The following is a 20437-nucleotide window of genomic DNA, read 5'->3' on the forward strand; positions in this document are numbered from 1 at the left end:
CTTATATCAAAAACTATCAGGCCGGAACATTCTTTTTTCCGGCCTCTTTGTTATAGCTCACAAAAATATTGATGTAGATATTTCTAGATATTCGGGTGATGATGGGCATCAATACAATCAATCCCGCAAATATGGCTATGAAGATGTGGAGCAGATTCATTTTAAAACCAAAATAGCAAATCAGGAAAATCATTATCCCTGTAAATACAGAAACCGCATAGCTCACAAACATAGCCCCAAAAAAGAAATTAGGTTCTACTTTGTAGCGAAAACCACAATTATCACAAGTTTCGTGCATCTTCATGGTTTCCGTTAACATGTATGGATTCTTGTTCACATACATGTGGTCTTCATGACATTTTGGGCATTTGCCCGTAAAGATGCTGTATGCCTTTGTTCCTTTGCCAAACATAATATTCCTTTTTTAATGTATTAGATAGAGAAGAAAATCTTCCTATTTTATAGAACAAATTTACAGCTTCAGGAGAGTTTTCCTGTTGTGGTATTGTCGTAAAAATTTGCACTTTTTGGACACTTGATCGAAGATTTGGAATTAGAGAAACACTAAAAAACAAAAAAGCCAGGAGTCGAATCTATAAAATAGTTTGACTCCTACCACCTTTTTTCGTCAGAAACACTAAAAACAGAAAAGCCCCTTCTTTCGAAGAGGCTTTCGTACCCGGAGCCGGAGTCGAACCTATAAAATAGTTTGACTCCTACCCCTTTTTCCGCAAGAAACACTAAAAACAGAAAAGCCTCTTCTTTCGAAGAGGCTTTTGTACCCGGAGCCGGAGTCGAACCGGCACGGTTTCCCACAGGTGTTTGAGACCAGCGCGTCTACCAATTCCGCCATCCGGGCTTAGCAGACGAAGAAGCAACAGCTTCGACGCAATAGAACCAATTGCAACATCGATTCCTTTAACACGGTGCAAATGTAAAAAATTATTTTACATATTCTAAAAAAAATTGTCGAAATTTTCCTTTCAGAGTTCGTTTTTATTCCTAAATTTGCACCTCGTTTCGGCGACACAACACTAACTAACTACTAAACAACTAATTAAAATGCCACACCAAGAACCGGAAGCAAAGATATTTGCATGTTCTCAAAGTGTATATTTGGCAGAAAAAATAGCCAAAAGCTATGGAATTCCGCTAGGTAAAGTTACGTTCTCAAAATACAGCGATGGTGAATTTCAACCGTCTTTCGAAGAATCAATCAGAGGATTAAGAGTGTTTCTTGTTTGTTCTACCTTTCCAAGTAGCGACAACTTGATGGAACTTTTACTGATGATTGATGCCGCCAAAAGAGCTTCAGCACGACACATTACGGCTGTTATACCTTATTTTGGATGGGCCCGACAAGACAGAAAAGACAAACCTCGGGTTCCGATTGGAGCAAAACTAGTTGCAAAATTACTAGAAGCTGCAGGAGCAACTCGTATCATGACAATGGATTTACATGCAGACCAGATCCAAGGATTTTTTGAAAAACCAGTAGATCACCTGTTTGCATCAACAATATTCCTGCCGTATGTAAAAAGTCTTGGTTTAGAAAACCTGACGATTGCATCACCGGACATGGGAGGTTCAAAAAGAGCTTATGCCTATTCTAAATTCTTAGAATCAGACGTGGTAATCTGTTACAAACAAAGAAAAGTAGCCAACGTGATTGACACAATGGAGCTGATCGGAGAAGTAAAAGGAAGAAATGTCATCCTTGTAGATGATATGATTGACACCGGAGGCACTTTGGCGAAAGCCGCCGATTTAATGATGGAAAAAGGAGCATTGAGCGTTCGCGCCATTTGTACGCATCCAATCCTATCGGGAGAAGCCTACGAAAAAATTGAAAATTCTAAATTGTTGGAATTAATCGTAACCGATTCTATTCCGTTAAAGAAAGAATCAAACAAAATCAGAGTCGTGAGCTGTGCACCACTTTTTGCAGAAGTAATGCAAATGGTGCAACATAACAACTCAATCAGTGGAAAATTCTTGATGTAGAACAACCACTTTAAGAAGTATTTTTTATTAATTATATATTTTTACAATGAAATCGATTACAATTAAAGGATCAGAAAGAGAAAGCGTGGGCAAAGTAGCTACTAAAGCCTTACGTAATGCTGGAGCGGTTCCTTGCGTTTTATACGGAGGAGATCAACCAGTTCATTTTTCAGCAGATGAAAAAGCATTTAAAAACTTGGTTTACACTCCAAACGCTCACACAGTTGAGATCGACCTTGAAGGTGGTAAAAAATTCAATGCAATTTTGCAAGACATTCAGGTTCACCCGGTGTCAGACAAAATTTTACACATTGACTTCTTCCAACTACACGATGACAAAGAAATCACTATGGAAGTTCCAGTTAAAATCACTGGTGTTTCTCCAGGTGTACTTTTAGGTGGTGTTCTACGTTTGAACACTCGTAGATTGAAAGTTAAAGCTTTACCAAAAAACCTTCCGGATTTTGTTGAAGCAAACATTTCTGAACTTGAAATGGGTAACAAATTGTATGTGACGAAACTTGTTTCTGACAACTACAAATTGCTTCACCCAGAGAACACAGTTGTGGCTCAAGTAAGAATTTCTCGTGCAGCTATGAAAGCAGCTCAAGAAGCGGCAAAAGCAGCAAAAGCACCTGCAAAAGGAAAGAAAAAATAATCTTACCGTTATATTTTCAAAAAGCACCAGCCTCAAAACTGGTGCTTTTTTTATTCCCCTCCTTTGGAGGGGTGTCCGAAGGACGGGGTGGTTTCAATTTTCAGGAACGAATCGGTAGCGTATTTTCAAAATCCTTGTTCCTGCTTTCCACTCTATCTTTTCCTCGCTAAAGAAGCGAGAAAAAGGATGCCGTTCCAAATGAAATTCACTGAACTCCTATAAAAATAAATGTATTGTGAAGTAATCAGGGTTAGAAAGCAAAAGTATTTGTGTGTTTGGAAACTTTTCAATGGCAATGACAAAATCAATTGCAATGGCAATCACAATTTCAAAATTATGCAAATCTAGTTATTATTGATTTTTGATATTGCCATTGAAATTGTTATTGAAAAATATACTTACTTTTGAAAAATGAAATGGCTCACCAATTTATTCCACAAACAAGAAACAAAACTTACAGAAAACACAGACCCAATGAAGAAATTCTTAATCGTTGGCCTTGGCAACATTGGAGCAGAATATGTCAATACACGTCACAACATAGGCTTTAAAGTCCTAGATTTTTTCGCCAAGAAAGAAAGCCTTACTTTCGAAACCGTAAAGCTGGGCACTTTAGCAGAATATAAATTCAAAGGCAGAACTTTCCTTCTCTTGAAACCCAATACCTACATGAACCTATCCGGAAAAGCCATAAAATTCTGGATGGACAAGGAAAATATTCCACTTGAAAACATTTTGGTGATTACGGATGATTTGAATCTTTCTTTCGGAACAATTCGAATCAAACCAAAAGGAAGCGACGGCGGTCATAATGGTCTAAAAAACACCAACCTAGTTTTGAATACGCAAAATTATGCCCGATTCCGTTTTGGCATCAGCGACGAATTCAAGAAAGGACAACAAGTTGATTACGTGCTAGGCGAATGGGACGAAGCTGAAAAAACGGCCCTTCCTGAACGATTGGAATTAGCTTCAGAAATCATCAAATCTTTTGGAACAGCTGGATTGGAAAACACGATGAATGCTTTTAACGGGAAGTAAGTTGTAGGTTATTGGTTTATGAGGTTAAAAGGCAATAAACTGAAAAGTGTTCCCGAGGCCTAGGGATGAAAAGTGAAACTGAAAACTGACCACTATTTAAAATTTAAAAAATTCGCTCTATGAAAAAAATAGTAGTATTATCGCTAATTTCGTTTTTGATATTTTCCTGCAACTGCAAGAAAAAAGCTACTGAAGAAAACAAAAACATGAAAGCACAACTTCTAAATTCTTGTCCTGAAAATTTTGAATGTACATTGGAAGTTTTTCCAAACAAAACCATGAACGTTAAAACGGGCGATGTAAGCGGCACCTATTTTGAACTCGAAGACTTTAACGGAACTACAGTTTACCACTATACTTACAACCAAAAAACCAACAAGCTATATCAAGATGCTGGCTACCGAGAGGAAATCATCTTCGAACTCGCATCGGATGTTTCGGATTTGAAACTATCGGATGAGGAACTTCAAAAGGCAAAAATGATTTTTGGTGTTTGGTGCTACTGCAAAGGAAAAGCGGGGAATTATAAAGTTGCGAAAGGAAACTTTTCTAAAAAAGGAAATGAGATTTCGATAGATTTTCCTGCAGTTGTGGATGATCAGAAGGTAAAAGAGCTGAGAATAAAACTCTAATTCTTCCTCCTCTCCAAGAAAAACCGCCTCATCAATTTCCCAGCTTCATCAGCCAAAACACCGCGAACAATAGTTGTTTTGGGATGAATCTGAGTGCCCATTTTTTCAAAACCACGTTGTTCGTCACTTGCTCCAAAAACAATTTTGGAAATTTGGCTCCAATACAAAGCTCCAGCACACATTTGGCAAGGTTCTAAAGTCACATAAAGCGTACAATTTTTTAAATATTTTCCGCCAAGGAAATTTGCAGCAGAAGTTATGGCCTGCATTTCGGCATGAGCGGTAACATCGTTCAACATTTCGGTTAGGTTATGGGTTCGGGCTATGATTTTATTGTCAATCACAATCAAAGCTCCAACAGGAATTTCGCCTTTCTCGAAAGCCATTTCGGCTTCTTGAAGGGCTTTTTTCATAAAATATTCGTCGGTAAAGAAGTTCTCCATTAAAGGAATGAATTGAATTTTATTTATCGAAATAATGCCCTAAAGCGGAAATTACAAAAACGGTAACCGTATTTTCCTCTACTCTATAAATAAGTCGATCTTTTTGGCTGATTCGTCTTGACCAATATCCCGACAAATTATTTTTAAGTGCTTCGGGATTTCCTATACCTGAATAAGGAGTTTCAGTAAGTTCTATTATTATTTTTTCAAGCTTTTAATAATCGCTTTATTTCCAGATTTAATGTGCTTTTCAATATGACTTTTAGCTAACTCTTCTATTTCAACCCTAAACTTCCCCATATATCATCTGGATTTACGGTTGTAAAATTACCTCTTTTATCCGCCTCTTTTATCATCTTTACAAATTCAGGATTGTAAACTTCATCCTCCTTTTCATCTGTTTTCTCGGTGATTTCAATTCCTTTCGCATCTTTAAAAAAGGTTTCCGTCAACATTCTAAACGCTTTTCCAGCTTTAGTACGTTCGTTGATCTTTATCGTGAAAGTTGTCATAATACATTGATTTTTAAAATACAAATATACAAAACAAAACCATTGCCAATAGACTAGTAGAGTTGTAGCGATTAATGAAAATCGAATTTAGACATTAAAACAAAGAGTGCTTCATATCTTAACTGCAATTTGTACATTTGTTTTATGAAGCTCAATTTACTTTCACATATAAATTCCCCAAAAGATCTTCGCCTTATTCCCGAAATGGCATTGCCACAACTCGCCAAAGAATTACGTGATTTTATCATTGATATTGTTTCGGTTAAAGAAGGTCATCTTGGTGCAAGTTTAGGTGTTGTAGAACTGACAATTGCCTTGCACTATGTCTTCAACACGCCAGAGGATTTATTGGTTTGGGATGTTGGACATCAGGCTTATGGACATAAAATTTTAACCGGAAGGAAAGATATTTTCCATACCAACAGACAACTTGGAGGTGTTTCCGGTTTTCCAAAAAGAAGCGAAAGTGAATACGATACTTTTGGTGTAGGCCACTCCTCTACTGCAATTTCCGCCACTTTGGGTATGGCAATTGCCTCCAATCTAAAAGGTGATTTCGAGAAAAACCATATTGCAGTTGTAGGCGATGCATCGATTGCTTCGGGAATGGCATTTGAAGGCTTGAATCACGCTGGTGTTACCGATGCCAATCTATTAGTGATTTTGAACGACAATGCTATCGGAATCGATCCAAGCGTTGGTGCGTTGAAAAATTATCTAACAGCTGTAAAATCAGGCAAAAATCCGAGGCAGAATAATATGATCAAATCGTTGAACTTTGATTATTCAGGTCCAATTGATGGTCATGATATTTTTGCCATAATCAAAGAATTGAAACGATTAAAAAACACGAAAGGCCCAAAATTCCTTCACATCATCACAACAAAAGGAAAAGGTTTGGAGCAAGCCGAAAAAGACCAGGTAAAGTATCATGCTCCGGGAAAATTCGACAAGCTTACAGGCGAAATCATTCCAAAATTTGAAGAAAATCTACCTCCAAAATTTCAGGATGTCTTTGGCTTGACCGTATTGGATTTGGCTAAAAAAAATGAAAAAATCATCGGAATTACACCTGCAATGCCTTCGGGAAGTTCATTGAAATTTATGATGGATGCTTTTCCAGAACGTGCTTTTGACGTTGGAATTGCCGAACAACACGCCGTAACTTTATCGGCCGGAATGGCAACCCAAGGAATGATTGTGTTTTGCAACATCTATTCTACATTTTTGCAAAGAGCTTATGATCAAGTGATTCACGATGTGGCTCTGCAAAATCTTCCTGTGATTTTTTGTCTGGACAGGGCTGGTTTGGTTGGCGAAGATGGAGCTACTCATCACGGTGTTTTTGATATTGCTTTCTTGAGATGTATTCCAAATATGATCCTTTATTCTCCAATGAATGAAATGGACTTGCGAAACATTTTATACACGGCTCAACTAGGTTTGAATCACCCAATTGCCATTCGTTATCCTCGTGGTCGTGGGTTGCATCAAGATTGGATTAAACCCTACGAAGAAATCGAAATTGGAAAGGCAAATTTGATAAAAAAAGGCTCAAAAGTGGCAGTGCTTTCAAATGGTTTTATAGGCAAAAATGTGACTTTGGCTTTAGCCGAGATGGAAAATGTCGAACAATTTGCCCATTATGATTTTCCTTTCGTAAAACCATTAGACGAAAAGCTTTTACATTTAATTTTAACCGAATTTGAACACATAATTACCCTTGAAGATGGCGTTATAAATGGCGGTTTTGGAACTGCAATACTTGAGTTTTCAGCACTTCATCAATATTCTCCCAAAATAAAAATTCTTGGTATTCCAGATGAATTCATCGAACATGGAACAGTAGCTCAACTACAACGTTATAGTGAAATTGATGCAAAAAGTTTGCAAATAATTTTTGAAAGCTACTAAATTTATTGACTTTTGTACTTCCCTAAAATTTAATTTCTTCATTATGAAATTCTTTTCCTTAACCCTTGGGTTATTGCTTTTTGTTGCAATGGGTTCTTTTGCTCAATCTGTAGATACAATAAAAGTGAACGTTCCAGATTCAACTAAAATTATTACTTCCCACTGGAAAAAGGAAAACATTGTGGGTTTTGACCTTAATGAAATTGCATTTGTCAATTGGAGTGCCGGAGGTAACAGTTCGATTTCGGGCTTATTAAAAGGAACTTTTACTCGAAATTATAATAATGAAAATCTAAAATGGTCGAACGAATTGATTGTTCGCTACGGAATCAGCAAGCAAGATGGAGTTGAATTGCGTAAAACTGATGACGCTTTCCAGATCAACTCAACAGTTGGTTATAGAAAAGACACGACCTCCAATTGGTTTCATAGTGCGAAATTCAATTTCAACACACAATTCACCAACGGATATGCCTATCCTAATACAGATTTGGCCATTTCCCGACTTTTCGCTCCAGCCTATACTTTTCTGGGAGTTGGTGCGGAATACAACAACAAGGCAAAATATTTCCAACTCTACATTTCGCCATTGACCTTGAAGAATACCTTAGTTTTCGATCAACGATTGGCCAATCAGGGAGCTTTTGGTGTCGAAAAAGCAATCATTGATCCTGTAACACAAGAAATAATTCGGGAAGGAAAAAACTCAAGAACGGAACTTGGTTTCTTGTTTACAAGCAATTACAAGAAAGAGATATTCAAGAATATAAAACTCGACAACCGTTTGAATCTTTACACTGATTATCTAAACCACTTTGGAAATATCGATATCGATTGGCAAATGAATTGGGAGTTTATCGTGAACAAACACGTTCGAGCTACGGTAAACACTCATGTGATTTATGACGATGACATCAAGGCAAAAGAAGAAATTGACGGTGTTCAAGTCACTGTTGGTCCAAAATTACAGTTGAAACAGATGTTAGGAATCGGTTTGATTTATAGCTTCTAGTCTATAATTTCTTTCTGCCGTTGATGGTTTCAAATAACTCCAATGCATTCCCATCGGTTAGAAGCGAAACATAATGGCAAATGTGAAGCAATCTTTTGTATAAATCGTCCTTCTCTTCGTGGAATTTTTCGGGCAACATTTTCAGCAATAAATTATCATAATTAGAAGCTTCCCCGTTGAATTTATTGTTGAAGGCGGTGATGAATTTATCCAATAAGGTTTGGATAATTTGATAGCCAACCACTTCTTTTTCAACTACTTCCCTGCTCTGGTAAATATTTTTGACACTCAATTTAATGATGTCGTCCATCTGCACTTTATATTTGCTTTTATCGGTTAAAGCCGAATGGAATTCACCTTTTAGAATAGCTTCTTCGTTTTCGATAAAAACCTTTACGGCATCGTTGATCAAACTTCCAATTGCCAAGGCTCTCAAATAACTGATTCTATCTTCCTTTGTTGTCAATTGATGAAATTTCGAGGAATCGATACTATCTTTTACCAAGTTAATTAGATATTCCAAAGCAAAATCTTCCGAAACCAAACCTAGGTTTATTCCGTCTTCAAAATCAATAATTGTATAACAAATATCATCGGCCGCTTCGACCAAAAAAGCCAAGGGATGCCTTTGAAACGCGATGTCATATCCTGTTTTTTTGATCATCCCCAATTCTTCGGCAACTTCCTGAAAAAATAATTTATCCGATTGGAAGAAACCATATTTTTTGTCGGATATATTTTGTGTTGGTTTCTTTGGAAGTGATTCTTTTGGGTATTTCATAAAGGCTCCCAAAGTGGCATAAGTCAGCCTTAAACCTCCAGAAACTCCAGGTCTAGATCCTGTTAAAACTGAAAGCCCATTTGCATTTCCTTCGAAATCAATCAAATCCTGCCATTCTTTTGGCGAAAGCTGGTCTTTGAACTGTTTTCCATTTCCTATCTTGAAATATTCCCCAATTGCTTTTTCTCCCGAATGACCAAAAGGTGGATTTCCGATATCATGAGCCAAGGAAGCTGCGGCGACAATTGCTCCAAAATCATTCGGCTGGTAACCGTGGATTTCCTTCAGATGTGGATATTTTTCAATGATTTTTTTTCCAACTAATCTTCCGATGGAACGGCCTACAACTGAAACTTCCAGACTATGCGTCAAACGTGTATGCACGAAATCGGTTTTTGAAAGCGGAATAACCTGCGTTTTATCCTGAAGGCTCCTGAAAGCCGACGAAAAGATAATTCGGTCATAATCTACTTCAAAACCAAGTCGGGTGTCGTCTTGTTCTTTTCGTAGTCTTTTGCCTTTGTCGCCTTGTCTTTTTAAGGATAGAAGTTGTTCCCAGTGCATCATTTGGATTAAGGATTTTTGATTGAGGATTTAGGATTATTCTGGACTGTTGCCAATTTCTTCCAATTCAGTAAATATTTTCATTTTAGTTTCCAGCCCTTTTTTGCTTACAACGTAGGTATCAGAAATTGAATCGTGCCACCCTCTTGCTCCACCCAAAAAAGTTAGAGCATCAAATGGTATAAACCTACTCAAGGTTCTTTTTGTAATAGTTCCTAAATTTGGCTTTGAACCATCTTCGTAAACTACAATTGTCCCAGTAATATATTTGGCTAAAGACCGTGAAGTAAATGTTTCAAAAAAGATAAAATATATAAGCACTAGTAATGAAAAGATTAAATAAAATTCCAAATCCCCCATATTGTCTAACCAAACCATAAATTCATTTGAATCAAAAAAAGATGAAATTAATCCGATGAAAATGAACAAAAGAATAATAATGATATAGATGAAAATCATATCTACCATATAATTGCCAAATCGTTGCCAACCGGTAGCTATGATTTCCTCATCTACCGAAAATTGTTTCTTAAAGTCCATGCCTTATTCTTTTTCGTTAGATAGAAAAAAGTTCCTTGACTTTTTTGGATATTGATTGTAGCTTCTATCACTCGGGTTTACAATAACTGTTTTGATGTTGATTTCATCTCCTAGTTTGAAATTCGCAACCGTATATTGATAATCCAATAAGTATTCTCCACAGAAAAAATTTCCGTCTGCATCTTGTTCAATAATTCCTGTATAAACTCCTTTTTCTTTTGACATTTTAAATGGTATTTTTAATTTAGTTTATTCATTTCATCCGAAATGATATTGTTTTTGACTTGCCTAAAGATAAGATCTTTTGCTTCAGAAAACGAAATTCCATATTGCTTTTCGACATTTTGGTATTTAGCAGGAAATTTAGACAATAATTTATCGTAAAAAGCTTCCAATACAATTTTTGAAGGCAAGGCAAATTCAAGTCGTAATTCAAATCGTCTAATCAAAGCTTCATCAATCATCTGGATTTGATTTGTGGCAGCAATCAGGATAGAATTTTTAGGAAAGTTATCAATCAATTGGAGAATGGCATTTACCACACGTTTCATCTCGCTACTGTCTTTATTATCGTAGTCTCGAATTTGTCCCAACGAATCGAATTCATCAAAAAACAGAACCGAATTTTCATAATTGGATTCCTTGAAAATACTTTGGACATTCTTGGCCGTTTCTCCCAATTTCGAAGAAACTACCGAAGCCAGATTGACAATAAAAATATTCTTATTTAGTTTTTTTGCAATGGCTTTTGCCGTCATGGTTTTGCCACAACCTGTTTTGCCGTACAATAAAATCTTGTTGGCTACAGGAAGCTCATACTGCTGCAGGATTTCGGCAAACTGATGTTCCTTTAGGAATTGCTGGATTTGTTCGGAAACGGAATGTTCGAAGAAAACATTTTCCAAATCAACATTCTCCCGATCTCTAAAATATAATAAACTCAAGGGGTTTTATTTTGATGCAAATATACGAAGAGTGAAATTAGTGTTTAAAGAAAACAGCCGTCATTTGACAGTTGTATTAATTGATTCTTTCTAAATTTTCCAACTTTTAGGCTTTTTCAAAACATAACCATCTTTTTTTATAACTTCCTCTTCAAATTGGCTATCAACTAATTTTTTCCTTCCAATGGTTAATGATCCTTTAGCTATTATTGCTACTGATTGATTATGCCTTTTTGGTGGAAATGCTACAAAAACTCTTTTATTTTTAAAAATCTCATGAACTGCTTTCATTGGCGGAACCAAATCACTATCCCCTGAAATTAACATTGCCATATCATACTTATCTTGGTAAGCATCTACTAAAATCTGGGTCGCAATGTTTACATCTGTCATTTTTTCGTTAAATGTTGCCCATATATTTTTACATCTTCGGCATTCAATTGAATCTGATTGATAATTTCCATAAAATATTTTCACTCCGACTGCTTCTAATGCTTCGATATATGTTATTTGTCTCTTTTGCTTTTCTGGATTATTACTAACACTACTGGTAAAATACTTTATCTCTATCAATTCCTGATTCGATTGTAGCAAATTCTCTATCAATAAATGTAAATTTAACCACTTACAGTTTTCGAATCCAGCATCGAGCATTCCGAAATATAGATTAAATCCATCTATATATACTACTACTCTTTCTTTTTTTGTTAAAACACTTGTTTCGCTCATCTTTTTGTTCTTATATTTGCATCACAATAACAACACTAGGGATAGCATCCCTAGTCTGACGCCTCATTAGAGGCGTTTCTTTTTTTTATAATCAATACGTTGAATCTATAAGCAATAAATAAGGCTTCAATTATGAAGCCTTATTTATTATGCAAATATATAAATAGTTTTTATTTATTGAAATAATTTTTTAAATAATTTTTATCTATGAACCACACATTTCACAATCATCTGGTTCAGCTGCTTGTGCTCTTGCCAACATCGCCTTAAAATCATCAACAGCAATTGGAGTGACTGGTTCCTGCACCATGTTTAAAACTTCTACAGGCTCTGGAACTGGAATTGGTTCTACTTTTTTATCGTTATTCAATGTAAATTTGATCGCATCAACAGCTGATTTTGTTCTCAAATAGTACATTCCTGTTTTCAATCCTGATTGCCAAGCATAGAAATGCATCGACGTTAATTTTGCATAATTCGCATCTTGCATAAACAAGTTCAACGATTGCGATTGATCTACGAAATAACCTCTTTGACGCGACATGTCAAGAATATCTTTCATTGACATTTCCCAAACTGTTTTGTAAAGTTCTTTCAAATCCTGTGGAATCACATCGATATTTTGAACCGACCCATTATGACGCATGATTTCCTGCTTCAAGTTTTCGTTCCACAATCCTCTTTTTACAAGGTCTTCCAAAAGGTGTTTGTTTACCACGATAAACTCTCCAGAAAGTGTTCTTCTTGTATAAATATTAGAAGTGTAAGGTTCAAAAGCTTCGTTGTTTCCAAGGATTTGAGACGTTGAAGCGGTTGGCATTGGAGCCACCAAAAGTGAATTTCGAACACCGTGCTTCAAAACTTCTTTTCTCAAACCTTCCCAATCCCAGCGTCCTGACAAATCTGAATCTTTCAATCCCCAAAGGTTGTATTGGAATTCTCCTTGCGAAATTGGCGAACCTTCGTAAGAAGAATAAGGTCCTTCTACTTTAGCTGATTCCATAGAAGATGTTACTGCTGCAAAATAAAGCGTCTCGAAAATTTCCTGGTTTAATTTTTTAGCCTCATCACTTGTAAAAGGCATTCTCAACATAATAAAAGCATCTGCCAAACCTTGAACTCCCAAACCTACTGGCCTGTGACGTTTGTTTGAATTTTCAGCTTCAATTACAGGATAGTAATTTCTGTCGATTACTTTATTCAGGTTCAACGTAACGCGTTTGGTTACATCGTATAATTTTTGGTGGTTGAATGCTCCGTCTTCCACAAACATTGGAAGTGAAATTGATGCAAGGTTACAAACCGCAACCTCATCAGGAGATGTATATTCAATGATTTCCGTACATAAATTCGAAGAACGGATGGTCCCAAGATTTTTCTGGTTTGATTTTCTGTTTGCTGCATCTTTATACAACATATACGGAAGTCCAGTTTCTACTTGAGATTCCATGATTTTCTCCCAAATTTCTCTCGCCTTGATGGTTTTTCTTCCTTTTCCTTCTGCCTCATATTTCAAATACAAAGCTTCAAAAACTTCACTGTGTGATTCGCTCAATCCTGGACATTCGTTCGGACACATCAACGTCCAAGTTGAATCTTCCTGAACACGTTTCATGAACAAATCCGGAATCCACATTCCCAAAAATAAATCTCGGGTTCTCATTTCTTCCTTACCGTGATTTTTTCTCAAATCAAGGAAATCGAATATATCGGCATGCCAAGGTTCGATGTAAATGGCAAAGCTTCCTTTTCTTTTTCCACCACCTTGATCTACATAACGGGCTGTCATGTCATACACACGAAGCATTGGTACGATTCCGTTAGAAGTTCCGTTTGTTCCGCTGATGTAAGAACCTGTAGCCCTAACATTGTGAATTGCTAAACCAATTCCTCCAGCAGATTGCGAGATTTTTGCCGTTTGTTTTAAGGTATCGTAAATTCCATCAATACTGTCGTCTTTCATCGTTAGAAGAAAACAAGATGACATTTGTGGTTTTGGTGTTCCTGAATTGAAAAGTGTTGGAGTAGCGTGTGTAAAGAACTTCTTCGACATCAAGTCGTAGGTTTCAATCACAGACTCAAGGTCGTTTAAGTGAATTCCAACAGCAACACGCATTAACATGTGCTGTGGTCTTTCAACGATTTTTCCGTTTATTTTTAGCAAGTACGAACGCTCCAACGTTTTAAATCCGAAGTAATCGTAATTGAAATCTCTTGTATAGATAACATGCGAATCCAAGAATTCAGCATTTGCCATGATCGATTCATAAACCTCATCAGACAATAAAGGAGAAAGTTTATTGGTTCTCGGATTTACATAATGATACATATCGTTCATTGTTTCCGAGAATGATTTTTTGGTATTGGAGTGCAAGTTAGAAATCGCAATTCGAGCCGCCAACTGTGCATAATCTGGATGTGTAATGGTCATTGCCGCCGCTGTTTCTGCCGCAAGGTTATCCAGTTCTGATGTTGAAACACCATCATACAAACCTTCAATAACACGCATTGCAACTTTAACAGGGTCAACCAAATGATTCAGCCCGTAACATAGTTTTTTAATCCTTTCTGTAATCTTATCAAACATTACAGGTTCTTTCTTGCCATCTCTTTTTACTACATACATAAGCTTCTTTAGTTTTATGAAATCAGAAAATCCCTTTCCTGGTTTCGGGTTATTTGTAATTATTTTTGCCACAAAGGCACAAAGTCGCAAAGTTCTCTACTCTACCTACTTTGTAAATTTTTATTAAACTTTATATTTTTTAAAGCCGATAAAGCTTTTTAGATTCTAATTTTTAATTCCACAATATTAAACACAAAGCAAAACAACTTAATTTTCTTTGCGTCTTAGCGTCTTCGTGGCAATTATTTAAAAATCAGCGTCGAAACTAATTTTTTGCGAATCACTGTCATTTCCAGTTCCGCTGTTCATAACACCTGCTTTTTGGTATTCAGAAACTCTTTTTTCAAAGAAGTTGGTTTTTCCTTGAAGTGAAATCATATCCATGAAATCAAAAGGATTCGAAGCATTATAAACTCTTTCGCATTGCAACTCAACCAATAATCTATCGGTTACAAACTCTAGATATTGCGTCATCAAAGTCGCATTCATTCCAATTAAACTAACTGGCAAAGACTCGGTTACAAATTCTCTTTCGATGTCCAAAGCCTCAACAATGATTTCCTTGATTCTTGCTTTAGATACTTTATTTATCAGATGATGGTTGTGCAAATGCACTGCAAAATCACAATGAACACCTTCGTCACGAGAAATCAATTCGTTCGAAAAGGTTAAACCTGGCATCAATCCACGTTTTTTCAACCAATAGATAGAGCAAAACGCACCTGAAAAGAAAATTCCTTCTACGGCTGCAAAAGCAATCAATCGTTCAGCAAATGAATCGGATTCAATCCATTTCAAAGCCCAATCTGCTTTTTTACGAATCGCTGGAAATACTTCCAAGGCATGAAACAATTGATCTTTTTCCACTTCGTCTTTAACATAAGTATCAATCAAAAGCGAATAGGTTTCGCTATGGATATTTTCCATCATAATCTGGAAACCATAGAAAAATTTAGCTTCAGCATATTGCACTTCGTTTACAAAATTCTCTGCTAGATTTTCATTTACAATTCCATCAGAAGCAGCAAAGAAAGCAAGGATATGCTTGATGAAATATTTTTCGTCTTCATTCAATTTATTGTTCCAGTCGTTCAAGTCTTGGTGAAGGTCAATTTCTTCAGCAGTCCAAAAACTGGCTTCCATTTTCTTATACCATTCCCAAATATCGTGGTGTTTTATAGGAAAAATTACGAAACGGTCTTTGTTCTCTTGTAAAATTGGTTCTATTGATGACATATCGGACTGACTTTTATTGTATTATGAAGATTAATTTCTGCCATAAAGCGTGATACAAAGATTGCGATTTCTTGCGGTAAATGAAAGTCAAACTTATCCACAATTGCCGATAGTTTTTAACAACGAGAAAAATTGTGAGGCGTTTTCATACAAATTATAAAATACTGAAAATCAATATTTTAAAAATAAAAAAAGAATGCGAAGTGCTGTAAAATATAGGAATTTATTACAAATAAAAACGAAAATAAATGCTATTTTTCGGTTAATTTATTTCTTGAGTTCGGCTGCCACTTTTTCAAGTTCAGCATACCAATCTTCGCCAAATTTTCGGATCAAAGCTTCCTTTACAAATTTATAAACCGGAACTTCTAATTCTTTACCCAAAGAACAGGCATCGTCACAAATATCCCAACGGTCATAGTTTACCGCTGCAAATTCCGTGAAATCTTTTACTCGAATTGGATATAAATGGCAGGAAACAGGCTTTTTCCAATCGACCAAACCTTGATTATAGGCTTGCTCGATGCCACAAAGCGCGGTTTTTCCATCAAAAATAACGTAGGCACAATCTTTCTCGTCAATCAATGGCGTTTCCAATGTTCCGTCCGTTCCCACAACCCAAGTTCCTTGAGCTTCAATTGCAGCAATACCTTCCTTTCGTAGAAATGGCTTCACTTTTGGGTAAATGCCTTCCAGAATTTTGGTTTCCTCTTCGGATAACGGAGCTCCCGCATCACCATCAACACAACAAGCACCTTTGCAAGCCGAAAGGTTGCACACAAAATCTTTTTCTAAAATGTCTTCGGAGACAATGGTTTTTCCTAGTTGAAACATGTTGCAAAGATACGATTTGATTTGAGATTTGGGATTTAAGATTTTGGATTTGCAATTAAACTTTTAAAGCACTCATTTTCAACCTTTAAACATGACTAAAAATTAACTAATAGTTGGCAATCTTCTCTACAAAATAAAATACTTTTGCGGTCTGAAAAAACCCCTCTTTTTATGAATTTTGATTTCAAAGAAATGATTACTGTTGGAATGGTATTATTCGCGGTAATCGACATCATCGGAAGCATTCCCATCATCATTGATTTAAGATCAAAACACGGTCAAATCGAGTCCGAAAAAGCTTCGCTTGTAGCCGGAATCATCATGATTGTTTTTCTTTTTGTTGGAGAAGAAATCCTTAACCTTATTGGCATCGATGTGAATTCATTTGCAGTTGCAGGATCATTCGTGTTGTTTTTTCTTGCTTTAGAAATGATTCTCGGCATCAGAATTTATAAAGATGAAGAAGCGGGTTCGGCTTCTATTGTCCCGATTGCTTTTCCGCTGATTGCTGGAGCAGGAACAATGACTACTTTATTGTCTTTGAGAGCCCAGTTTCAAACCGTGAACATCATCATCGGAATTCTTTTGAACATCATCTTGGTATATGCCGTTTTGAAATCGTCTTCAAAAATAGAGAAAATGCTGGGTAAGAATGGTTTAGGCGTGATCCGAAAAACCTTTGGTGTAGTCCTTTTAGCGATTGCTGTTAAATTATTTGCTTCTAATGTTAAAGCACTATTCATTTAGGCTAAAAAAAACTAATTTCACTCTCTATAAAATATTATAAATGAAAATTTTCACTTCCATATTAATAGTTTTGGCCCTTGCCCTAATTGTTTTCAACATCACACTACTTGACTTTAACAGCTTGTTCACAGGAGATAGTTTGGTTGGATTGATAGGAATTGCAGCTTCATTTTGTGCAGTTTTTATTCTTCTTATCTTCAGAATGTCGAAAATGATTGAAGAAAAAACAAAAGGCAATTAAAAATGTTTGATGTTTTAATCATTGGTGGTGGTGTTTCGGGAATTTCCTGTGCCTTGATTTTAGGCTCTGCCTACAAAAAACCTTTTGCAAGTGAGAAAAAAATCGGAATCTTTACCCATCAAAAAAGTTCTAATCTTCAAGAAGCCTTATTCAATAATGCCTACGGAATTCCGGTAGGAAAATTAGGTTCCGAATTATTGACCGAAAGTCTTGAACATCTATCAGAAGCTTATCCTCATATCCATCAAATTCCTAACGAAAAAGTACTCAAAATTGAAGGTGAATATCCTGATTTTTTGGTTGTAACCAATAAAAAATCCTACCGTACACAAAATATTGTTGTAGCCATCAATGCTTCGAATACCTTTGCAATTGAAGGCTTGATGCAATATGTAGAACCTCACAGAAAGGCTATTCCAGAGAAAAACCGAATTCAATTAAAGAACATCGACCATAAAGTTGCCGACGGAATTTATGTTGCAGGAACTTTAGCCGGTTGGAGAAGCCAACTTTCTATCGCCTCAGGTAGTGGCGCATCGGTTGCCACCGATATTTTGACGTTGTGGAATAACGGAATTCATTCTCAAGCTCACGATAGTACTAAGAAATAAGATTGTTTTTTTATAAAAATTTAAAAACAATCCTTCACATTAATTCAATTTCTACAATAGAAAGCCCGTAGGGCTGAAATTATTATAGCAATTTCACGAATAATATGTAAAATCCCGTAGGGATGACATTATTATTATTTATAAAATCCACCCCTACGGGGTTTTGATGATTTACCAACAACCATTCTATAATAATTTCAGCCCTACGGGCTTACTCTTGATCTTGTAACTCAACTGAATTTTCTTTTTTGGGGTAATGATTCGTTCGATTTTAAAATCAACTAACTCATAACTTTATTTCTTCAAAACCGCCTTTATCATTACGTCTTGGTTCAGGATGATTTCAAAATATTTCTCTTCACCGAAAAGCTGTCCAGCAAATTCTGCAGTAATGTATCTTTTTACCAATTCCTTGTTTTTATCCAAACTCAACTCTATTTCATTTTTCTTGAGATACGTTTTGAAATTATTAAAGTATAAATCGGTCTTTTCCATTTTGGCCAGCAACTGCTCCAATGTAAGTCCTTTGAACGATTTTCTGTCTTTATCCAATTGTTCGAAAACAAAATTTCCCACCATTGGCGATTGCATAATATAGGCGATGCTTTCCTGTCCGTGTTCTACTTCAAGAGGCACAAAAATATCCGGAACGATTCCGCCGCCGCCATACACAATTTTACCTTTTGGTGTTTTGAATTTTAGGGTATCGGCGATTTTGATGCTGTCTTTTGAATACAATTCTCCTGTTTCAAAACGATGTCCGAATTCCTTGAAATAATCTTCGTTTCCTTCCTTGTATGATTTTTGGATGGAACGGCCTGTTGGCGTGAAATACCGGGCAACTGTCAATCGAACGGCTGAACCGTCTCCGAAATTCATCTCACGTTGCACCAATCCTTTCCCGAACGAACGCCTTCCGACAATTGTAGCTCGGTCATTATCTTGAAGAGCTCCTGCTAGAATTTCACTGGCTGAAGCTGAATTTTCATTAATCAAAACAAAAACATTTCCTGTTTCGAAAATTCCTTTTTCGGAAGCAAAAGTCTTGTCGGTTCTGCCTTTTTTGTTTTTTGTAAAAACAATCAGTTGGTCTTTTTTCAAGAAATCATCGGCAATTTCCACAGCTTTTTCAAGATACCCTCCTCCGTTGTCGCGAACATCAATAACCAATGCTTTTGCTCCTTGCTTTTTAAGCGAAAGCAAACCTTTCTTGAATTCATCATAAGTGGTTTCGGCAAAACGATTGATTTTGATATAACCTGTCGTTTTGTTGAGCATCAAAGCCACATCGACACTTTTTATGGGAACAATGTCACGTTTTACGGTTACGTTGAATTTCTTGTCCTGTATTTTTCTGTATATCGTCAGTTGAATTTCAGAACCTACGTTTCCTTTTAGTTTTGAAAACAAGGTATCCAGATGTATTTTTCTGCCGAAGAGTTTGTCTTTTCCGGCAAATAAAATTCGGTCGCCAGCTTGGATTCCTGCTTTTTCCGAAGGACCATTTTCTACTGGTTTGACAACAGCAATAGTATCGCCAACCATATAGAAATTGATACCGATGCCAACAAAATCGCCTTTCATACTTTGGGAAACGCCTTCCATTTCTTCAGGAGCGATGTAAACCGAATGCGGGTCGAGCTTTTCGAGAATATTGTTGACGGTTAGATCGACAATTGAATCGGTATTGACACTGTCAACATATTCCGCATCGATAAAATCAATGAGCTTGTTGAGTTTGTTTTTATGATTGTTGGCGGTTGAGAAATTTCCGGGAACGGGAAAATTGAGCATTGTTCCAAGAACAACACCAACTGCCAAGGTTGCAAAAAATAGTATGGGGAAATATTTTTTGTTGCTTTTCATTTAAATTTCTGAATCAGGGATGTGAACCACGTCAACCCCAGCTTTGATTAAAAATTGAATTCCAGAATCGTCCTTGTAGCCGTTTTGATAGACTACTCTTTTTATTCCGGATTGGTGGATAAGCTTACTACATTCCTTGCATGGCGAAAGTGTGATGTATAAACTCGCTCCTTCACAAGATTGTGTAGAACGTGCTACTTTCAAGATGGCGTTTGCTTCGGCATGAAGCACGTGCCAATGTGTTAGATTGTTTCCGTCTTCACAGCAGTTGTCAAAACCCGTTGGCGTTCCGTTATAGCCGTCAGAAATTATCATTCGGTCTTTTACGATGATGGCTCCGACTTTTTTTCGTTGGCAGTAGGACAAAAGGCTCCATTCTTTTGCAATTCGGAGATAGGCCTTGTCGTATTTATTTCGTTTGTTCTCGTTCATTACTTAGTTTACAAAAATTCAAATGGTTTCCCTTTTAGCCCTGATGGTAGTGGAAATCCTTTTTGTTCTG

At 36.5% G+C, this 20437-nt stretch carries 23 protein-coding genes and 1 tRNA gene; 9 read left to right on the forward strand and 15 right to left on the reverse strand.

The window, feature by feature from the left end:
• Positions 1-16: 16 nt before the first annotated feature.
• Both J2X31_RS03735 and J2X31_RS03740 read right to left on the reverse strand, forming a co-directional pair.
• On the reverse strand, positions 17-412 hold the full coding sequence (locus tag J2X31_RS03735; RefSeq protein ID WP_310024534.1) for a DUF983 domain-containing protein: 396 nt from the start codon (positions 410-412) through the stop codon (positions 17-19).
• Between the two features lie 367 nt (positions 413-779).
• Positions 780-859: transfer RNA gene (locus J2X31_RS03740), tRNA-Leu, on the reverse strand.
• 203 nt (positions 860-1062) lie between these two features.
• On the opposite strand from J2X31_RS03740, the gene J2X31_RS03745 reads away from it, so the two are divergent.
• From J2X31_RS03745 to J2X31_RS03760, 4 genes are all read left to right on the forward strand, one after another.
• Entirely contained in the window at positions 1063-2004 is a 942-nt protein-coding gene (locus tag J2X31_RS03745; RefSeq protein ID WP_310024536.1) for a ribose-phosphate pyrophosphokinase, read from the forward strand.
• A 46-nt stretch (positions 2005-2050) separates the two neighbouring features.
• On the forward strand, positions 2051-2662 hold the full coding sequence (locus J2X31_RS03750; protein WP_310024537.1) for a 50S ribosomal protein L25/general stress protein Ctc: 612 nt from the start codon (positions 2051-2053) through the stop codon (positions 2660-2662).
• 411 nt (positions 2663-3073) lie between these two features.
• Entirely contained in the window at positions 3074-3703 is a 630-nt protein-coding gene (gene pth / locus J2X31_RS03755; RefSeq protein WP_374725208.1) for an aminoacyl-tRNA hydrolase, read from the forward strand.
• Positions 3704-3822: 119 nt separating this feature from the next.
• Positions 3823-4335, forward strand: coding sequence for a hypothetical protein (locus J2X31_RS03760; RefSeq protein WP_310024539.1), 513 nt, complete (start codon positions 3823-3825; stop codon positions 4333-4335).
• Here J2X31_RS03760 and J2X31_RS03765 read toward each other — a convergent pair.
• The 3 genes from J2X31_RS03765 to J2X31_RS03775 form a co-directional block, all read right to left on the reverse strand.
• Positions 4332-4778 carry a nucleoside deaminase gene (locus J2X31_RS03765; protein ID WP_310024540.1) on the reverse strand — a complete coding sequence of 149 codons (447 nt, stop codon included), beginning with the start codon at positions 4776-4778 and terminating at the stop codon, positions 4332-4334. The two genes, J2X31_RS03760 and J2X31_RS03765, sit on opposite strands and share 4 nt — an antisense overlap.
• 19 nt (positions 4779-4797) lie before the next feature.
• Positions 4798-4980, reverse strand: coding sequence for a Txe/YoeB family addiction module toxin (locus J2X31_RS03770; RefSeq protein WP_310024689.1), 183 nt, complete (start codon positions 4978-4980; stop codon positions 4798-4800).
• 73 nt (positions 4981-5053) lie between these two features.
• The gene (locus J2X31_RS03775; protein ID WP_310024541.1) at positions 5054-5290 is read right to left on the reverse strand and encodes a DUF2683 family protein; all 237 of its coding nucleotides are present in this window, start codon (positions 5288-5290) and stop codon (positions 5054-5056) included.
• Positions 5291-5434: 144 nt separating this feature from the next.
• Between J2X31_RS03775 and J2X31_RS03780 the strand changes: the two genes are divergently transcribed.
• Together J2X31_RS03780 and J2X31_RS03785 are read left to right on the forward strand one after the other, a co-directional pair.
• On the forward strand, positions 5435-7204 hold the full coding sequence (locus tag J2X31_RS03780) for a 1-deoxy-D-xylulose-5-phosphate synthase (RefSeq protein ID WP_310024542.1): 1770 nt from the start codon (positions 5435-5437) through the stop codon (positions 7202-7204).
• A 43-nt stretch (positions 7205-7247) separates the two neighbouring features.
• On the forward strand, positions 7248-8216 hold the full coding sequence (locus J2X31_RS03785; RefSeq protein ID WP_310024544.1) for a DUF3078 domain-containing protein: 969 nt from the start codon (positions 7248-7250) through the stop codon (positions 8214-8216).
• Between the two features lies 1 nt (position 8217).
• Here J2X31_RS03785 and J2X31_RS03790 read toward each other — a convergent pair whose 3' ends face one another.
• From J2X31_RS03790 to J2X31_RS03825, 8 genes are all read right to left on the reverse strand, one after another.
• Positions 8218-9561, reverse strand: a complete 1344-nt coding sequence (locus J2X31_RS03790) for a deoxyguanosinetriphosphate triphosphohydrolase (protein WP_310024691.1) — start codon at positions 9559-9561, stop codon at positions 8218-8220.
• 36 nt (positions 9562-9597) lie between these two features.
• Positions 9598-10101, reverse strand: a complete 504-nt coding sequence (locus J2X31_RS03795; protein ID WP_310024545.1) for an RDD family protein — start codon at positions 10099-10101, stop codon at positions 9598-9600.
• A 3-nt stretch (positions 10102-10104) separates the two neighbouring features.
• Positions 10105-10326, reverse strand: a complete 222-nt coding sequence (locus J2X31_RS03800; RefSeq protein WP_310024547.1) for a hypothetical protein — start codon at positions 10324-10326, stop codon at positions 10105-10107.
• A gap of 14 nt (positions 10327-10340) precedes the next feature.
• Positions 10341-11045 (reverse strand): AAA family ATPase, encoded by a 705-nt coding sequence (locus J2X31_RS03805; protein WP_310024549.1) that lies wholly within the window; start codon positions 11043-11045, stop codon positions 10341-10343.
• 90 nt (positions 11046-11135) lie between these two features.
• Complete coding sequence (locus J2X31_RS03810) at positions 11136-11774, reverse strand: NYN domain-containing protein (RefSeq protein ID WP_310024550.1); 639 nt, start codon at positions 11772-11774, stop codon at positions 11136-11138.
• Between the two features lie 205 nt (positions 11775-11979).
• Positions 11980-14400, reverse strand: a complete 2421-nt coding sequence (locus tag J2X31_RS03815; RefSeq protein WP_310024553.1) for a ribonucleoside-diphosphate reductase subunit alpha — start codon at positions 14398-14400, stop codon at positions 11980-11982.
• 246 nt (positions 14401-14646) lie between these two features.
• Positions 14647-15636 carry a ribonucleotide-diphosphate reductase subunit beta gene (locus tag J2X31_RS03820; protein ID WP_310024556.1) on the reverse strand — a complete coding sequence of 330 codons (990 nt, stop codon included), beginning with the start codon at positions 15634-15636 and terminating at the stop codon, positions 14647-14649.
• Between the two features lie 267 nt (positions 15637-15903).
• Entirely contained in the window at positions 15904-16470 is a 567-nt protein-coding gene (locus J2X31_RS03825) for a DUF3109 family protein (RefSeq protein WP_310024559.1), read from the reverse strand.
• A 171-nt stretch (positions 16471-16641) separates the two neighbouring features.
• Between J2X31_RS03825 and J2X31_RS03830 the strand changes: the two genes are divergently transcribed.
• From J2X31_RS03830 to J2X31_RS03840, 3 genes are read left to right on the forward strand one after another with little or no spacing between them, the layout of a single operon-like run.
• Positions 16642-17217, forward strand: coding sequence for a MarC family protein (locus J2X31_RS03830; protein WP_310024560.1), 576 nt, complete (start codon positions 16642-16644; stop codon positions 17215-17217).
• 40 nt (positions 17218-17257) lie between these two features.
• Positions 17258-17458 (forward strand): hypothetical protein, encoded by a 201-nt coding sequence (locus tag J2X31_RS03835; RefSeq protein WP_310024562.1) that lies wholly within the window; start codon positions 17258-17260, stop codon positions 17456-17458.
• Between the two features lie 2 nt (positions 17459-17460).
• Positions 17461-18069 (forward strand): FAD-dependent oxidoreductase, encoded by a 609-nt coding sequence (locus J2X31_RS03840; RefSeq protein WP_310024564.1) that lies wholly within the window; start codon positions 17461-17463, stop codon positions 18067-18069.
• Between the two features lie 294 nt (positions 18070-18363).
• Here the strand turns inward: J2X31_RS03840 and J2X31_RS03845 are convergent, their stop codons facing one another.
• Together J2X31_RS03845 and J2X31_RS03850 are read right to left on the reverse strand one after the other, a co-directional pair.
• Positions 18364-19935, reverse strand: a complete 1572-nt coding sequence (locus J2X31_RS03845) for a S41 family peptidase (protein WP_310024565.1) — start codon at positions 19933-19935, stop codon at positions 18364-18366.
• On the reverse strand, positions 19936-20367 hold the full coding sequence (locus tag J2X31_RS03850; protein ID WP_310024567.1) for a deoxycytidylate deaminase: 432 nt from the start codon (positions 20365-20367) through the stop codon (positions 19936-19938).
• Between the last annotated feature and the right edge of the window lie 70 nt (positions 20368-20437).

Origin of the sequence: Flavobacterium arsenatis (assembly GCF_031456785.1) — a bacterium.
GTDB lineage: Bacteria > Bacteroidota > Bacteroidia > Flavobacteriales > Flavobacteriaceae > Flavobacterium > Flavobacterium arsenatis.

What these genes read in the sequence shown, in the direction of transcription:
- J2X31_RS03830 (WP_310024560.1), top strand. Translation starts at nt 16,642, where the DNA reads ATGAATTTTGATTTCAAAGAAATGATTACTGTTGGAATGGTATTATTC.
- J2X31_RS03745 (WP_310024536.1), top strand. Translation starts at nt 1,063, where the DNA reads ATGCCACACCAAGAACCGGAAGCAAAGATATTTGCATGTTCTCAAAGT.
- J2X31_RS03815 (WP_310024553.1), bottom strand. Translation starts at nt 14,400, where the DNA reads ATGTATGTAGTAAAAAGAGATGGCAAGAAAGAACCTGTAATGTTTGAT.
- pth (WP_374725208.1), top strand. Translation starts at nt 3,074, where the DNA reads ATGAAATGGCTCACCAATTTATTCCACAAACAAGAAACAAAACTTACA.
- J2X31_RS03750 (WP_310024537.1), top strand. Translation starts at nt 2,051, where the DNA reads ATGAAATCGATTACAATTAAAGGATCAGAAAGAGAAAGCGTGGGCAAA.
- J2X31_RS03825 (WP_310024559.1), bottom strand. Translation starts at nt 16,470, where the DNA reads ATGTTTCAACTAGGAAAAACCATTGTCTCCGAAGACATTTTAGAAAAA.
- J2X31_RS03765 (WP_310024540.1), bottom strand. Translation starts at nt 4,778, where the DNA reads ATGGAGAACTTCTTTACCGACGAATATTTTATGAAAAAAGCCCTTCAA.
- J2X31_RS03850 (WP_310024567.1), bottom strand. Translation starts at nt 20,367, where the DNA reads ATGAACGAGAACAAACGAAATAAATACGACAAGGCCTATCTCCGAATT.
- J2X31_RS03790 (WP_310024691.1), bottom strand. Translation starts at nt 9,561, where the DNA reads ATGCACTGGGAACAACTTCTATCCTTAAAAAGACAAGGCGACAAAGGC.
- J2X31_RS03775 (WP_310024541.1), bottom strand. Translation starts at nt 5,290, where the DNA reads ATGACAACTTTCACGATAAAGATCAACGAACGTACTAAAGCTGGAAAA.
- J2X31_RS03735 (WP_310024534.1), bottom strand. Translation starts at nt 412, where the DNA reads ATGTTTGGCAAAGGAACAAAGGCATACAGCATCTTTACGGGCAAATGC.
- J2X31_RS03800 (WP_310024547.1), bottom strand. Translation starts at nt 10,326, where the DNA reads ATGTCAAAAGAAAAAGGAGTTTATACAGGAATTATTGAACAAGATGCA.
- J2X31_RS03820 (WP_310024556.1), bottom strand. Translation starts at nt 15,636, where the DNA reads ATGTCATCAATAGAACCAATTTTACAAGAGAACAAAGACCGTTTCGTA.
- J2X31_RS03810 (WP_310024550.1), bottom strand. Translation starts at nt 11,774, where the DNA reads ATGAGCGAAACAAGTGTTTTAACAAAAAAAGAAAGAGTAGTAGTATAT.
- J2X31_RS03785 (WP_310024544.1), top strand. Translation starts at nt 7,248, where the DNA reads ATGAAATTCTTTTCCTTAACCCTTGGGTTATTGCTTTTTGTTGCAATG.
- J2X31_RS03795 (WP_310024545.1), bottom strand. Translation starts at nt 10,101, where the DNA reads ATGGACTTTAAGAAACAATTTTCGGTAGATGAGGAAATCATAGCTACC.
- J2X31_RS03840 (WP_310024564.1), top strand. Translation starts at nt 17,461, where the DNA reads ATGTTTGATGTTTTAATCATTGGTGGTGGTGTTTCGGGAATTTCCTGT.
- J2X31_RS03835 (WP_310024562.1), top strand. Translation starts at nt 17,258, where the DNA reads ATGAAAATTTTCACTTCCATATTAATAGTTTTGGCCCTTGCCCTAATT.
- J2X31_RS03845 (WP_310024565.1), bottom strand. Translation starts at nt 19,935, where the DNA reads ATGAAAAGCAACAAAAAATATTTCCCCATACTATTTTTTGCAACCTTG.
- J2X31_RS03780 (WP_310024542.1), top strand. Translation starts at nt 5,435, where the DNA reads ATGAAGCTCAATTTACTTTCACATATAAATTCCCCAAAAGATCTTCGC.
- J2X31_RS03760 (WP_310024539.1), top strand. Translation starts at nt 3,823, where the DNA reads ATGAAAAAAATAGTAGTATTATCGCTAATTTCGTTTTTGATATTTTCC.